We start from the raw sequence: 14354 nt of genomic DNA, 5'->3' as shown, positions 1-14354 counted from the left end.
TGTCCTGCACCGGCGCGGCATCGGCCGAGCAGGCGCTCGCCTCGCGAGCGGGCCGCGCACCCCCTTCCACCACCGCGGCCGCCCACGCCCACCCCACCCATCACCCCCCGAAATGTCTCAGCGACGAAACAATCCGGCCCCGGGAGCGATACCTACGGCAAGGGTGGAGCGGCGTCACGGAGGGTGAGAGTGCCTGGTGCCCTGGTCGCCGCGTGGCTGGCGCTGGCGGGGGTGGTGATCGCGGCGTGGCCGCGCGTCCCGACGCAGCGTGCGAGCCGGGGCTGGATCCTGTTCCTCGTTCTCGTGTTCGCCCTGGTCCTGCAGCTCGTCGTGGCCACGGTGCCGGACGACGCGTTCGTCACGTTCCGCTACGCCCGCAACATGGCCGAGGGCTACGGCGCCGTCTACACGATCGGCGAGCGCACCCAGGGCCTGCCGAACTTCCTGTGGCTGGTGCTGGTCACGCTGCCGCGGGCGTTGTTCGGCGCGGACGTCGTCGCCGGCGCGGTCGTGCTGGGCATCGCGTGCGCGCTCGGCTGCGTCGTCGTGGCGTACCTGCTGGCGAAGCGGTTCACGAACAACGCCGGGATCGTCGCGGCGCTGCTCACCGCGGGCGCGAGCCTGCTCGCCGCGCACGGGCTGGCCGGCACCGAGACGCCGCTGTTCGTCCTGCTCGTGCTGGCCGGGTGCCTGGCCCTGGTCACCGGCCACCCGGTGGTCGCCGGCGTGCTCGCCGCGCTGGCCGTGATGACCCGCTCCGACGGCGTGGTGTTCGCGCTGCTCGGCGAGGTCTGGCTGCTGACGGCGGCGGTGCGGCGCCGGTCGAGCTGGTGGGGTCCCGCAGGCTACCTGCTGGGCGCGCTGGTGTTCCTCGTGCCGTGGTGGGCCTGGGAGGCGACCTACTACGGGCACCCCCGGAGCGGCTGGCCAGCGTCGTCCCACCTGCCGTACGGCTTCCTGCTGTGCGCACTGGCCGCGGTGGGTGTGGCCGTGGCGTCCGGCAGAACGAGCAACCGCCCGTCGCCGCGACCCCGGCGGCGGCTGGCCGAGCGGCGCGTCGTGCCCGTGGTCGCGCTCGTGCTGTGCGCGGTCAGCGTGCCGGCCGCGTTCGCCGCCCAGCAGGTCGTGCACGTCGACCGCCAGCGGATGGCGCAGACCACGGAGATCGGTCACTGGCTGCGTGACCGCCTGCCGTCCGGCTCGAACATCGACACCTTCGGCAACGCCGCGCTGGCCTACCGCGCCGGCCCGCGGATGATGATCACCGGCGTCACCGGGCCCGCTTCCGAGGACGAGTACGCACCGGTCGCGCTCTTCGGCCTGCCGGTGCTCGCCGCGCCGCTGGCCTGGTACTCACCGGCGCAGGACTGCGGGATCGCGGAGAAGTACGCGCAGCGCTACGAGGTCGCCACCTTCCAGCGCGCCGGGCTTGGCTGGCTGACGCTGTACCTGCGCGCCGACAGCGAGTCCCGCCTGCTGTCCCAGCTCTCCGCCGACCAACGGCTGACGTATGTGCCCTGCCCCTAGAACCAGCGCTCGAGGACCTGCGCGACGCCGTCCTCGCTGTTCGGGCTCGTCACCTCGTCCGCGATCGCCAGCACGTCGGGGTGCGCGTTCGCCATCGCCACGCCGTGCCCGGCCCACTTGAGCATCTCCAGGTCGTTGGGCATGTCGCCGAACGCGATGATTCGCTCGACCGGCACGCCGAACCGCTCGGCCACCTCGGCGAGCCCGGTCGCCTTCGTGATGCCGTGCGCCGCGATCTCGATCAGCCCGCCGCTCGCGGAGAACGTGATGTCCACGGACTCGTCGAGCACCGCGCGCGCCGCCCGCGCCATCTCGTCCGACGTCATGTCCGGGTGGCTGACCAGCAGTTTCACCGCGGGCCGTCCGACGATCTCGGCCCGGGACACCGGCACGCCCTCGCCGTCGCCCCACGGGTTGTGGTAGCCGTGCTCGACCACCAGGTGCTCGACGTCGGGGTCGAGCGCGTGGCGGCCGACCCGTTCGGCGGCGAACCCGGCGCCCGGCAGCGCCTTCGTCAGCTCGTGCACGGCGTCGTTGAGCATCATCGGCTCCAGCGCGCCGTGCACCCCGACCACCTCGTCCGCGCCGATGTCGTACAGCACGGCGCCGTTCGCGCACACCGCGTAACCGGTCAGGCCCCCGGCCTGCGCGACGGACGGGATCCAGCGCGGCGGGCGGCCGGTGGCGAGCACGACCGGGATCCCCGCGTCGGTGGCCCGACGCAGCACGGCGGCGGTGCGGGGGGACATCCGTTCCATGGGGTCGAGCAGGGTGCCGTCCACATCCGACGCGATCAGCAGGGGTTTCTCCACACCCCCATTGTCCCTTGGGGTGCGGGCCGACGGATTGTCGGTGCTGACCGATAGCGTGGGCCGGTGCGCGTTGGCATCGTGATTCTTCCCGAGGACAGGTGGTGGGCGGCCGAGCCGAAGTGGCGGGCTGCCGAGGAGTACGGCTTCGACCACGCCTGGACCTACGACCACCTGGGCTGGCGCTCGCTGGTCGACGGCCCGTGGTTCGCCGCGGTGCCCACGCTGACCGCCGCGGCCATGGTGACCACCACCATCCGGCTCGGCACGTTCGTCGCCTCGCCCAACTTCCGCCACCCGGTGCCGTTCACGCGCGAGCTGATCACCCTCGACGACGTGGCCGACGGCCGCCTCATCCTGGGTGTCGGCGCGGGCGGCCTCGGTTACGACGCGGGCGTGCTGGGCGGCGAGGAGCTCACCCCGCGCCGGCGGTCGGACCGGTTCGCCGAGTTCGTCGAGGCGCTCGACGGGCTGCTCATCACCGACGGGTTCGACTACGAGGGCACGTATTACACAGCCCGCGGCGCGCGCAATCTGCCCGGTTGCGTGCAGCGGCCGCGAATTCCGTTCCTGATCGCCGCCAACGGGCCGCGCGCGATGAAAGTTGCCGCAACTTATGGTGGCGGCTGGGTGACCACCGGACCGCGGGCCGAATCGCTCGACGAGTGGTGGCAGGGCGTCGCCGAGCTGTCCCGGCGCTTCGACCAGGTGCTGGCCGAGAACGGCCGGGCGGGCGAAGAGGTCCACCGGTACCTCAGCCTCGACTCCTCCCCGGTGTTTTCCCTGGTCAGCGCCCAGGCGTTCACCGACGCGGCCGGCCGCGCTGCGGAGCTCGGCTTCACCGACGTGGTCGTGCACTGGCCGCGATCGTCCGGCCCGTACGCCGGCCGGGAGGCCGTGCTCGAAGAAGTGGTGGCCGAGGTGCTCCCGGGCCTGCGCGAAGCGCAATAGTGAATGTGGGTGCGATTGCCCTCAGTAGCGTCGGTACCCTCGCTTCCCGTGAGCGAGCACACGAGCAACACTGACGTCACCGACGCCGAATTCGCCGGGTACGACCTGGTCGTCGTCGGCTCCGGCTTCTTCGGGCTGACGGTCGCCGAGCGCGCGGCCAGCCAGCTCGGCAAGCGCGTGCTCGTGCTGGAACGGCGTTCCCACCTGGGGGGCAACGCCTACTCCGAGGCCGAGCCGGAGACCGGCATCGAGGTGCACCGCTACGGCGCGCACCTGTTCCACACGTCGAACAAGCGGGTCTGGGACTACGTCAACCAGTTCACCGAGTTCACGAACTACCAGCACCGCGTGTTCGGCAAGTACAAGGGGCAGGTCTACCCGCTGCCGATGAACCTGGCGCTGATCAACCAGTTCTTCGGCAAGTCGCACACGCCGGACGAGGCCCGCGCGCTGATCGCCGAGCAGGCCAGCGAGATCAACACCGCGGACGCGCAGAACTTCGAAGAGAAGGCCATCTCGCTCATCGGCCGCCCGCTGTACGAGGCGTTCTTCCGCGGCTACACCGCCAAGCAGTGGCAGACCGACCCGAAGGAGCTGCCGGCGGGCAACATCACCCGCCTGCCGGTGCGCTACACCTTCGACAACCGGTACTTCAACGACACCTACGAGGGCCTGCCGGTCGACGGCTACACGGCCTGGCTGGAGCGGATGGCCGACCACGAGCTCATCGAGGTGCGCCTGAACACCGACTACTTCGACGTGCGCGACCGCATCCCGGCCGGCACGCCGACCGTCTACACCGGCCCGCTGGACCTCTACTTCGGCTACTCCGAGGGCCGCCTGGGCTGGCGCACGCTCGACTTCGAGCAGGAAGTCGTCCCGACCGGCGACTACCAGGGCACGTCCGTCATGAACTACAACGACGAGGACGTTCCGTTCACCCGGATCCACGAGTTCCGCCACTTCCACCCGGAGCGGGACTACCCGAAGGACAAGACGGTCATCGTCCGCGAGTACTCGCGTTTCGCGAACGACGACGACGAGCCGTACTACCCGATCAACACCCCGGACGACCGGGCGAAGCTGGAGCGGTACCGGGAGCTGGCGAAGGCCGAGGCGCGCGAGCGCAACGTGCTCTTCGGCGGCCGCCTCGGCACCTACAAGTACCTGGACATGCACATGGCCATCGGTTCGGCGCTGTCGGTCTTCGACAACAAGATCGCCCCGCACCTGACCGAGGGCGCCCCCCTGGACGGGAGCATCGATGCTTGAGAAGAAGCCGGAGCGCGCCGCCGAGATCGAGGTGCTCTCCAAGGTCCAGGGCGCCCTGAAGCGCCCGGCCACCGTGAAGGCCGCCCGCGGCCTGTCCCACTTCGGTGAGCACGCGATCGGGTGGTTCGCCGCCGGTCTCGTCGGCGCCGCGGTGGACCGCAAGCGCCGCAAGGACTGGCTGGTCGCGGCCGCGGGCGTGGTCGGCGCGCACGGCGCGTCGATCGCCGTGAAACGGGTGGTCCGGCGGCCCCGCCCGCAGGACCCGAGCGTCGAGGTCCTGGTCGGCACGCCGAGCCGGCTGAGCTTCCCGTCCTCGCACGCCACGTCCACTACGGCGGCGGCGGTGCTCTACTCGGGATTGACCGGGCGTAACCTGGTTCCCGCGCTCGTCCCGCCGATGTTGGCGTCCCGGCTCGTGTTGGGGGTGCACTACCCGACCGATGTGCTCGCCGGCGCCGCGCTCGGCGGTGTGGTCGGAGGTCTGCTGCGCAGGAAAATCCGCAAAAAGGGGTAGGGAACCACCCGTGACCAAATCAGTGAACAACGCCGCGGAAGCCGAGATCGTGGACGAAACCAGCGAAACGGCCGAGGCGAAGACCGCGCAGTCGGCGGAGACGGCGGAGTCGGCCGAGACGGCGACCGAACCGGCTCCGGCGGCCAAGCGCGGCCCGGTGGGCATGGTCCTCGGCGTCGCCAAGACCGCGCGGCCGAAGCAGTGGGCGAAGAACGTCCTGGTCTTCGTCGCGCCGTTCACCGCGGCCCAGATCACCAACGGTTCGGTGCTGCTCGACGCGGTCATCGCGTTCGTGGCGTTCAGCCTGGTCGCGTCGTCGGTGTACCTGATCAACGACGCGGTCGACGTGGAGGCCGACAAGGCGCACCCGACCAAGCGGAACCGGCCGATCGCGGCCGGGATCGTGCCGGTGCCGGTCGCGTACGCGGCCGCGGTGCTGTTCTTCGGCGTCGGCCTGGGGCTGTCGTTCCTGGCGAGCCCGGAACTGGCCATCGTGCTGGGGGTCTACGAGGCGGTCCAGCTGGGCTACTGCTTCGGCCTCAAGCACCAGCCGGTGATCGACCTGGCGATCGTCGGGTCCGGCTTCCTGATGCGCTCGATCGCGGGTGGTGTCGCCGCCGGCATCGCGCTGTCGCAGTGGTTCCTGCTGGTCACGGCGTTCGGTTCGCTGTTCATGGTGGCGGGCAAGCGCTACGCCGAGATCATGCTCTTCGAGCGCACCGGGGCGAAGATCCGCTCGTCGCTGAAGAAGTACTCGGCCAGCTACCTGCGCTTCGTGTGGGCGACCGCGGCGGCGATCCTGATCATGTCGTACTCGCTGTGGGCGTTCGAGCTGCGTGAGGGCGCCGACCAGTCGGTGTGGCCGGTCATCTCGATGGTGCCGTTCGTGATCGCCGTGCTGCGCTATGCGGTCGACGTGGACGGCGGCACCGCGGGCGCGCCCGACGAGATCGTGCTCAAGGACCGGATCCTGCAGGTCCTCGGCGTGCTGTGGGTCGCCACCCTCGGGATCACCTTCTACCTGTGACGACCACCTTGGCCCGGCCCGGCGGCGGCACGTCGACCGAACCCGCTCCGCGCCCCGCGCTGACCCGCCTCGGACCCGGCCGCACGCTGGCCGAGCTCGTGCTGGGCACGGTCGCTGCGGTCGTGTTCAGCCTGGTCCTGCAGTTCGGCTCGAACAAGCTGGGCGTCGACCCGGGCACGTACGTGCCGGACGCGCTGGTCAACCTGGCCGTCGCGGTGATCGTCGTCGTGTTGTTCGGGTCGCTGGCCTACAGCGGCGCGGCCCGCTGGCCGCTGTGGGTGCGCCTCGGCGGCAGCTGGGCGGCGCTGACCGCGCTGTCCACCCTGCTGCTGGCGATCCCGCTGCAGGGCACCCGGTTCTTCCTCGGCGGCTCCAGCGTGGACAACACGTTCCGCCTGCAGTACCTGGAGCGCCTGACCGAGACGGCCGGGCTGGCCGACGTGAACTACCACGGGCTGGCCGCCTACTACCCGGGCGGCTGGTTCTGGCTGGGCGGCCGGTTCGCGAACCTGCTGGGCCTGGAGGGCTGGGCCGCCTACAAGCCGTATTCGATCACCTGGGCCGCGGTGTCCGGGGTGGTCGCGTTCGTGCTGTGGAGCCTGGTCGTGCGGCGCCGGATGGCGCTGCTGGCCTCGGTTGCCACGGTGCTGGCCGGGTTCGTCGCCCTCGCGCCCGAGGAGCCGTACGCGTGGCCGACCACCGCCTGGCTGCCGCCGGTCATGCTGCTGGCCTGGCACGCGCTGCGCTCGCGTGAGCGGGTGCCGGCCTGGACGCTGCTGCTGATCGGCGTCTACCTGGGCTTCTCCGCGGTCACCTACACGCTGCACGTCGCGTACGGCGTGGCCGCCGTGGTGGTGCTGGCGCTGGTCGCGCTCGCGCTGGACGTCCGCGCCGGGCAGCAGCCGTGGCCCGTGGTGCGGCGGTTGCTGTTGCGCCTGGTGGTCATCGGCGTGGTCACCGCGGTGCTGGCCCTGATCACGTGGGGCCCGTTCATCCTGGCCGGCGGGCTGGGCAAGCCCAACGTCGCCGCGCACTTCCTGCCCGAGATCAGCGCCTACTTCCCGATGCCGTTCACCTCGGCGAACGCGTTCGGCGTGCTGTGCCTGGCCGGGCTCGTGTGGCTGGTGCTGCGCGCCCGTCGCGACCCGGTCGCGCTGGTGATGCTGGTGCTGGCCGCGCTGGTCTACGCCTGGTTCGCCTTGTCGAACCTCGCGCTGCTGGTCCGCACCACGCTGCTGTCGTTCCGGTTCATCGTGACCGTCGACGTGGTGCTCGCGGTCGCCGGCGTGTTCGCGCTCGTCGAGCTGGTGCGGGTGCTGCCGCGGCTGATCGGCCGGGTCCGCCCGGTGCGGACGGTCGCGTTCGCGCTGGCCGTGCTTGGCGCGGTGTCGGTGTCCCAGACGATCGTGGGCACGACCATGAAGGATTCGGTGGACACCGCCGAGTCCGACTACTACCCGGACGGCTGGACCGCGAGCTTCGGGCACGACCCGGAGCAGGACGGATACTGGACACCGCAGCTGATCAGCACGATCGCCGAGCTGACCGGGCGGCCGCCGACCGGCAACATCGTGTTCTCGGCGCACGACCGGCTGTTGTCGTTCGAGCCGTACTGGGGTTTCCAGCAGACCACGCCGCACTACGCGAACCCGCTGGCCGGCTACACGCAGCGCAACGACGAGATCCGGTCCTGGGCGACCGCCCGGGACTCGGCCGACCTCCTCGCGCGGCTGCGGTCGAACCCGCACGAGGCGCCCAACGTCTTCGTGCTGCGGCGCGCCGACGACGGGAAACTGCTGGCGCCGGTCGTGTCCGACACGTTCCCGCGTGCCGTGCCGATCAGGGTCGACGAGGTCGGATTCGCGCCGGAACTGTTCTCGGCACCGGAGTTCGAGCGGCGCGACGTCGGTCCGTTCACGGTGATCGTGGACTCGTCGGCACCACCGATTAGCTGAATGTGTGAGTTTCTCGTAAACTGCTTCGCACAACACTCGTTGATCGGAAACGCAGAGGGGGCACCGGCGTGACCTACCCCCTGTACCGCACCGGCACGATCGCCGTCGTGGACGGCGTCGCGCACCGGGTTTCGTATGCGGTGGGCGACAACTACGTGCACTTCCCGCAGGTGCGGGACGCGCGGCCGGCGCCGTTCCCGCGCCAGGAACTCGCCGGCCCGGTTCCGGTGGAGATGTGTGAACGCGTTTTCTCGGTGCAGGTCTACGCCACCTACCGGGACCACCGCGTGATGGTCGACGCGGCGTACGACAACGGCACCGCACGCGTGCTGGAAGCCGAATGGGACCACGAGTGGGCCACCATCAACGGTTTCGTCCAGGAGAACTCCTACGAGTACTACAAGACCGTCGACATGCGGGATCTGCGTGACTACGCGGAACGGCAGAACGACCTGTTGTTCACGCGGTGGCGGGCGGCGCGGTTCGCGCGGCCGGTCGAGGGCATCACGCCGCACGGCGGCTGGCCCAACGGCCAGGCCGCGGTGGTCAGCGGCCGCCCGCGGTCCGGTGTGCTGGAGACCGAAGGCGGCCGGGTCGCCGAGGTGAGCACGCGCGCGGAGTACCTCGGTTCGTCGTGCGAGGTAGCGGGGATCACTTTGGACGGTTCGGTCGGAGTGCACTACCTGGGCAGCGATTTCGAGCGCGCCGAGGCCGACGGGTTCCGTCCGGATGCGGACGGCCGCTGGTCCAAGACGGTGCACATCTTCGATCTGGCGCGCTACCACGAGGTCCACCGGGACCTGCTGTTCGACCAGTGGCGTGAGTCGAGGGATAGCCTGGCCCGATGAGGCAACCACGGAACCAGGCCCGGGCGTGTGCGTGAAGTGACACAGGTTCTGGACGTTTCAGACGAGGTCGACCGCACCGCTCGCCGGCCGCGCCGCGCGCTGCCCGGAGATCCGGCGTTCTGGCTCACCGGGACGCTGGCCGCACTGGTCGGCGTGGTGTTCGTGGCCAGTGGCATGGCGTGGAACCAGGGCAAGCTGATCGCGCCGCTCGACGACGTCTACATCCACCTGCAGTACGGGCGGCAGCTGGGACTGGGGCACTTCTTCCAGTTCAACACCGGTGACGAGATCAGCGCCGGGGCGAGCAGCCTGTTGTACGCCCTGGTGCTGGGTGCGGCGTACCTGGTGGGGTTCCACGGCACGTTCTTCCTGGTCTTCGCGATGGGGTTCGGCATCCTGTGCTTCGCGCTGGCGACCGGGCTGGTCACGGTGCTGGGCACGAAACTGGTGTCGCGTTCGGTCGGTGTGTGGTCGGGTGTCCTGGTCGCGTTGAGCGGGCCGCTGGCGTGGGGTTCGGCCAGTGGCATGGAGGTCGGCCTGGTCATGCTGCTGGTGGTCGCGACGCTGCTGGCGTTCGTGACCGAGCAGCCGTGGGCGCGGTTCCGGTGGACGCCGGTCCTGGGCGGTCTGCTGGCGCTGGTGCGGACCGAGGGCCTGATCCTGGCGGTGACGCTCGCGTTCGCGGCGTTGTGGACGGTGTGGGCGCACCGGCACATGACCCGCCCGCGGCGGACGGTGCTGCGAGCACTGTGGACACTGCTGCCGATCGCGGTCGGCGTGGCCCAGTTGCTGTTCTACAAGATCGCGACGGGAACGGCGTCGGCGAACGGCATCCAGTCGAAGTCGTTCCTGCACGACCGGCCGGTGTTCTGGCTGAGCGAGTTCGCGGACCGCACGATGGCGAACGCGCGGGCGTTCGTGAGCATCTTCCTGGGTTTCGACGGGCAGGACTACGCGTTCCCGGGCGCGTTGCTGGTGTTCGCGGCGGGGATGGTCTACGTGTTCCTGACGCGGCCGACGTGGCGGCCGATGCTGTACGCGCTGGCGGCCGGGTTGCTGCTGATCCTGGTTTCGGTGTCCACTTTGAACACCGCGCTGGTGCACGAGCTGCGGTACGTGCAGCCGTTCATGCCGGTGTTCATCCTGTTCGTGGTGATCGGCGTGTACGGGCTGAGCCGGATCGCGGCGCGGGAGCGGGCGCGGCGGATCTCGTTGCACGGCGCTCTGGTGGTGGTGCTGGTGTTGTCGCTGGCGACGCTGCCGAGCTGGTCGGTGCGGTTCGGCCGGGCGACGGCGGCCATTCGTGACACGGACGTGTCGGTGGCGCAGTGGGTGCGGGGGAACCTGCCGCCGGGTTCGGTGGTGGCGGTGAAGGACGTCGGCGCGGTCGCGTACTTCGGTGGGCACCGGGTGCTGGACCTGATCGGCTTGGGCACCAACGGTTTCGCGGCGCCGGCGAACAACGGCACGGGTTCGTTGTACGAGGCGCTGAAGCACCTGCCCGCGGCGGAGCGGCCGGGGTACTTCGCGGTGTACGACCCGTGGCCGGGGCCGTCGATGGAGCCGCTGAAGGACGTCGGGGTGTTGCGGACGCCGTCGGAGATGAGTTTCGAGGTGCAGGCGCAGCCGGACCTGGGTGGGCGGATGATCGTCCCGTTCCGGTGGCTGAACGTGTACGAGGCCGACTGGTCGCTGGCGGGGAGCGGTGACGAGCAGGCGGTGCCTGGTGAGCTGCGGGACTACGTGAACGTGGGTGACCTGCGCAGCGAGGGGGAGCACGGGTACGAGCCGGTGCTGGCCCAGGTGGGTACGCAGCCGTGGACGTCGCTGGGCCGGGTGGGCGACGTGATCGACAGCGCGCGCCCGATCGTCGGCGGGGAGAAGTTCATTGCGCACAACCTGGTGCCCGGCCGCCCCCTGACGCTGACGTCCCGCACGGCGATGCACGGAACGGTCTTCGACATGCGGGTGCTGGTCAACGGTGTGGAGGCAGGCGTGTGGACGCGCGATTCCCAGCAGGGGACGTGGTCGACGTACAGCTTCACGGTGCCGGCCGAGCTCGTCACGGCGCCATCGGTGGAGGTCGAGATCCAGCAGCCGCGCCCGCTGCTGAACCCGTACCCGGACTACACCTCGTACGGCTACTGGCTGAGCCAGTAGGCCACGCTGCCCGGCTGGTCGGAGCGCGTGGCGCCGCCACCGGCGCGTGACCGGCCTCTGCTGCGCTCCGGCCGCTCTGGCGCCGCCTCCGCCCTGCTGTGCGCGGCTCTGGTGCCGCAACGGCCGCGTGACTGGCGAGCCGCGCCCGGGTCCTCTGCTGTGCGCGAACTTGGTTGCCGGACAAGATCGGCGGCTGGTGTGCTGGACGCATGAGTGACGAGAAGCCCGCACTGGTCCTGCACCTGGCCACCGGCGGCGAGCCGCTGATGTTCGCGCTGCCGCCGGAGGACGTCGAGGAGCTGGAAAAGGAGCTGCACCTGCTGCTCGAGCACGGCTCGGTGCAGACGGTGAAGACCAAGGAGGGAGCGAAGGTGAGCGTGAACTTCAGCCGGGTGGCCGTCGCGTACATCGACGACCTGCAGCGGAAGAACAAGGTCTTCGGCCTGCGCTGAGCCGCCCACGCGCCGCGGCAGGTGCGCTCAGCTGCGGCTGCATGGTTGGCCAGTGGCGGTGCCACGTGGGTGCCAGCCGCACCTGCACGAGCGGGCCAGCGGCAGCGGCACGAGTGGCCCAGTGGCGGCGGCACGAATATGGCCCGGCGGCAGAAGCACGATCGGGCCAGTCACGGCCGCACGAGTGGCCCAGCGGCGGCCGCACGAGGGGTCTAGCGGTAGAGGCACGAGCGCGTCAGCCGCGGCCGCATGAGGCGGCTGCTCGCGCCAGCATGGTTGGGCCAGCGGCGGTGCCACGAAGGGGACCCCACGTGCAGCCACCAGGGGCCCAGCGGTGGCCGCGCGAGAGGTTCAGTCGTGTCGGCACGAGTGGCCCACTGGTGGTGCTTCAGGAGGGCCGTTCGCGCTGGCACGAGTGAGGCTGTGGTGGCCGCGCCAGGAGGGGCCGGTCGTCCCGGCGTGAGCGGGCCAGCGGCGGCCCCGCGAGCGGCCCAGCGGCGCGACCCCGCCGTCGATGGCGGTGGCACGAGTGGGCCAGTCACGTCGGCGTGAACGGCTCAGCGAAGGCGCTGCGAGAGGGCCCGCGGCGCTCGACGAGAGGCCCAGCCGGGCCCCACGAGAAGCCCAGCCACGCGCCCATGAGAGGCCCAGCCGCGCGCCCCGAGAGGGCCAGCCGCGCGCCCCGAGAGGCCCAGCCGCGCCACGAGAGGCCGAGCCATGAGAGGGCCAGCCGCGCGCCACGAGAAGCCCAGCCACGCGCCGCGAGGAGCCAAACCGGGCCGACGAGAACCCCGCCCCACCACCACCAACCCACAAACGCCCCCCAAAAAACAAACCGGCCCTGCCGCAAAGCAGCAGGGCCGGCCAAAAGCACAAGAAACTCAGAGCCGGTACAACCGCTTCCAGTTCTCCCGGCTCGTGAGCTGCGGCAGGGCCCGCTTGTACTGCGCCTGCACCGCGTGCCCCTCCTTGCGTAGCCGGTTCAGGGTCTTCATCGCGCGCTTGCCCAGTTCGAACATGCGTTCCCGGTCGTACTTGCGCACCCGCACGCCCTCCTGGGACGCGTCGGTCACCACGGCCGTGTCGAAGAGCGCCACGTGCCACCAGTGGGCCTCGTCGTTCGGCACGGCGCCCAGCGCGAAGCGGGACCGGCCGCGCAGCCGGTCGAAGACCCGCTTCACCAGGATCAGCCGCTGCAGCGCGGGGCGCGGCGCGGCGTTGATGATCCCGATGTCGTTGGACGCGATGCCGGGCACCTCGGTCGCGTCGTGACGCTTCGTCTCCGGGTACTGGGCCCGGATGGCTCGAATTTCCTGCATCGCGGCGACACCGCCGTCCTCCAGGATCGACGGGCCCTCCAGGAAGTCCTCGACCGCCTTGATCAGCGTGTGCGTCAACCCGTACTGCATCCCGAGCAGGTACCGGACCACCTGGGCCATCAGCGTCCGGCACACCACGTTCAGGTTGAAGTCACTGTGCAGCGCCGCGGTGATGATCGAGTTGCGCAGGTTGAAGTACCGGTGCCACTCGTCCCAGTCCTTCCAGTGGAAGTCGGCGTGCCAGACACCCGCGCCGGGCAGCGTGACCGTCGGGAAGCCGTGCGCCCGCGCCCGGTAGCTGTACTCGGCGTCGTCCCACTGGAAGAAGAACGGCATCGGGTACCCGATGGCCTTGACCACCTCGTACGGGATCAGGCACGACCACCAGCCGTTGTAGCCGGCGTCGAGCCGCTTCTCCTGGCGATTCGGCTCGCCGGTCTCCTCGTCGACGCCCAGCAGGTCGGCCGTGTGCAGGCTGTGCTCGACCGGCACCCCCGGCTCCAGCTTCTCCAGCCGCGCGTACTCGGCACCCACGTGCAGCTGGTGCGGGTGCAGCAGGTTCAGCATCTGCCCGCCGACGATGACCGGGTTCGCGGCCATGTTCGAAAACGCCGTCATCCGCACGACCAGGTCCGGCTCGAGCAGCACGTCGTCGTCCATGAACAGCACGTTCGCGTGCTCGGTCTCGGTGTGCCCGGCCACCTCGTACAGGCCGCGGGTGAACCCGCCCGCACCACCCAGGTTCGGCTGGGTGATGTACTTCAGCTTGTCGCCGAGGTCGGCCGCGACCTGCGCGAACCCGTCGCGCGAGTCGACCCGGTCGGTGCCCTGGTCGGCGACGTAGATGGCGTCCAGGGTGTCCAGCGACTGGAGGTCACCGGCCAGCGCCTGCAGGTTCTTCAGGCAGTCGTCGGCGCGGTTCATCGTGCAGATGGTCACCGCGGTCGGCCGGATCTTCTCCGGCGGCTCGACGGTCCACCGCACCCGCTCCACGGTCAGCCGCTGCCCGGCCTGGGTCTCCAGGTCCAGCCACAGCGCGCCGCCGTCGTAGAACTTGTCGATCTTGACGTCGAACGCCACGGCCGCCCCGTCGGCGCCCTCGACTTCGCGCGCCTCGATCGTGCGCGGCTCGCCCTCGACGTCGGACGCACGCACCGCGAGCTGGCCTGCCCCGCTCACGACGGCCTCGACCCGGACCTGGCGCACCTTCGTCCAGCGCTGCCAGTAGCTGGCCGGGAACCGGCCGAAGTAGGTGTTGCCGGACACGCGCGCCGACGGCTCCAGCGTCACGCCGTCGCGGCCGCGGTTCACGACACCCTCGAGCACCTCGGAGTAGAGGTCCTTGGAAACGATGGGCGACGGCCCGGCGTACAGCCCGCGCTGCGCGGTCAGGCGGCCGTGGGGAACGTGTTCGGCGAACGTGGTCTGGTCCTCTTTCGCCTGGGCTCCGTTGGTCTTCGCCTTCGCGGGGGCAGGCTGTCCCGCGGCAGTCTTGCCGGCCATCAGTTCTCAGTCCTCCA

Annotated in this window: 11 protein-coding genes; 9 read left to right on the top strand and 2 right to left on the bottom strand. The window is 70.5% G+C overall.

Annotation, left to right across the window (positions count from 1 at the left end; genetic code table 11):
• The first annotated feature begins 189 nt into the window (after positions 1-189).
• Entirely contained in the window at positions 190-1527 is a 1338-nt protein-coding gene (locus ACCP09_RS04420; protein ID WP_400983551.1) for an ArnT family glycosyltransferase, read from the top strand.
• On the opposite strand, the gene ACCP09_RS04415 is transcribed toward ACCP09_RS04420, so the two are convergent.
• The gene (locus ACCP09_RS04415) at positions 1524-2339 is read right to left on the bottom strand and encodes an HAD family hydrolase (RefSeq protein ID WP_123684245.1); all 816 of its coding nucleotides are present in this window, start codon (positions 2337-2339) and stop codon (positions 1524-1526) included. The genes ACCP09_RS04420 and ACCP09_RS04415 overlap by 4 nt on opposite strands.
• Before the next feature lie 63 nt (positions 2340-2402).
• Here ACCP09_RS04415 and ACCP09_RS04410 point away from each other — a divergent pair, with 63 nt between their 5' ends.
• The 8 genes from ACCP09_RS04410 to ACCP09_RS04375 all read left to right on the top strand — a co-directional run bounded on the left by ACCP09_RS04410 (position 2403) and on the right by ACCP09_RS04375 (position 11515).
• Entirely contained in the window at positions 2403-3287 is an 885-nt protein-coding gene (locus ACCP09_RS04410) for an LLM class flavin-dependent oxidoreductase (RefSeq protein WP_433743309.1), read from the top strand.
• A gap of 48 nt (positions 3288-3335) precedes the next feature.
• On the top strand, positions 3336-4559 hold the full coding sequence (gene glf / locus ACCP09_RS04405; protein ID WP_020416449.1) for a UDP-galactopyranose mutase: 1224 nt from the start codon (positions 3336-3338) through the stop codon (positions 4557-4559).
• On the top strand, positions 4552-5073 hold the full coding sequence (locus tag ACCP09_RS04400) for a phosphatase PAP2 family protein (RefSeq protein ID WP_017986196.1): 522 nt from the start codon (positions 4552-4554) through the stop codon (positions 5071-5073). The genes glf and ACCP09_RS04400 overlap by 8 nt, the downstream gene beginning before the upstream one ends.
• A gap of 49 nt (positions 5074-5122) precedes the next feature.
• On the top strand, positions 5123-6100 hold the full coding sequence (locus ACCP09_RS04395; protein WP_027932997.1) for a decaprenyl-phosphate phosphoribosyltransferase: 978 nt from the start codon (positions 5123-5125) through the stop codon (positions 6098-6100).
• Complete coding sequence (locus ACCP09_RS04390) at positions 6097-8055, top strand: arabinofuranosyltransferase (protein ID WP_433743306.1); 1959 nt, start codon at positions 6097-6099, stop codon at positions 8053-8055. The genes ACCP09_RS04395 and ACCP09_RS04390 overlap by 4 nt, the downstream gene beginning before the upstream one ends.
• Positions 8056-8123: 68 nt before the next feature.
• Entirely contained in the window at positions 8124-8903 is a 780-nt protein-coding gene (locus ACCP09_RS04385; protein WP_027932995.1) for a hypothetical protein, read from the top strand.
• A gap of 36 nt (positions 8904-8939) precedes the next feature.
• Positions 8940-11063, top strand: coding sequence for a hypothetical protein (locus ACCP09_RS04380; protein ID WP_433743303.1), 2124 nt, complete (start codon positions 8940-8942; stop codon positions 11061-11063).
• A gap of 209 nt (positions 11064-11272) precedes the next feature.
• Positions 11273-11515, top strand: coding sequence for a hypothetical protein (locus ACCP09_RS04375; protein ID WP_027932993.1), 243 nt, complete (start codon positions 11273-11275; stop codon positions 11513-11515).
• A gap of 881 nt (positions 11516-12396) precedes the next feature.
• On the opposite strand, the gene ACCP09_RS04370 is transcribed toward ACCP09_RS04375, so the two are convergent.
• Positions 12397-14337, bottom strand: coding sequence for a glycosyltransferase (locus tag ACCP09_RS04370; RefSeq protein WP_433743301.1), 1941 nt, complete (start codon positions 14335-14337; stop codon positions 12397-12399).
• Positions 14338-14354: the final 17 nt, after the last annotated feature.

Origin of the sequence: Amycolatopsis sp. 3B14, assembly GCF_050958625.1 — a bacterium.
In the GTDB taxonomy this organism is placed as follows: Bacteria; Actinomycetota; Actinomycetes; order Mycobacteriales; family Pseudonocardiaceae; genus Amycolatopsis_E; species Amycolatopsis_E thermoflava.
This window is presented reverse-complemented; position numbering and strand designations above follow the sequence as displayed.

Excerpts from the sequence above, each read along its gene's own strand:
- ACCP09_RS04370 (WP_433743301.1), bottom strand. The coding sequence starts at position 14,337 with ATGGCCGGCAAGACTGCCGCGGGACAGCCTGCCCCCGCGAAGGCGAAG.
- ACCP09_RS04400 (WP_017986196.1), top strand. The coding sequence starts at position 4,552 with ATGCTTGAGAAGAAGCCGGAGCGCGCCGCCGAGATCGAGGTGCTCTCC.
- ACCP09_RS04375 (WP_027932993.1), top strand. The coding sequence starts at position 11,273 with ATGAGTGACGAGAAGCCCGCACTGGTCCTGCACCTGGCCACCGGCGGC.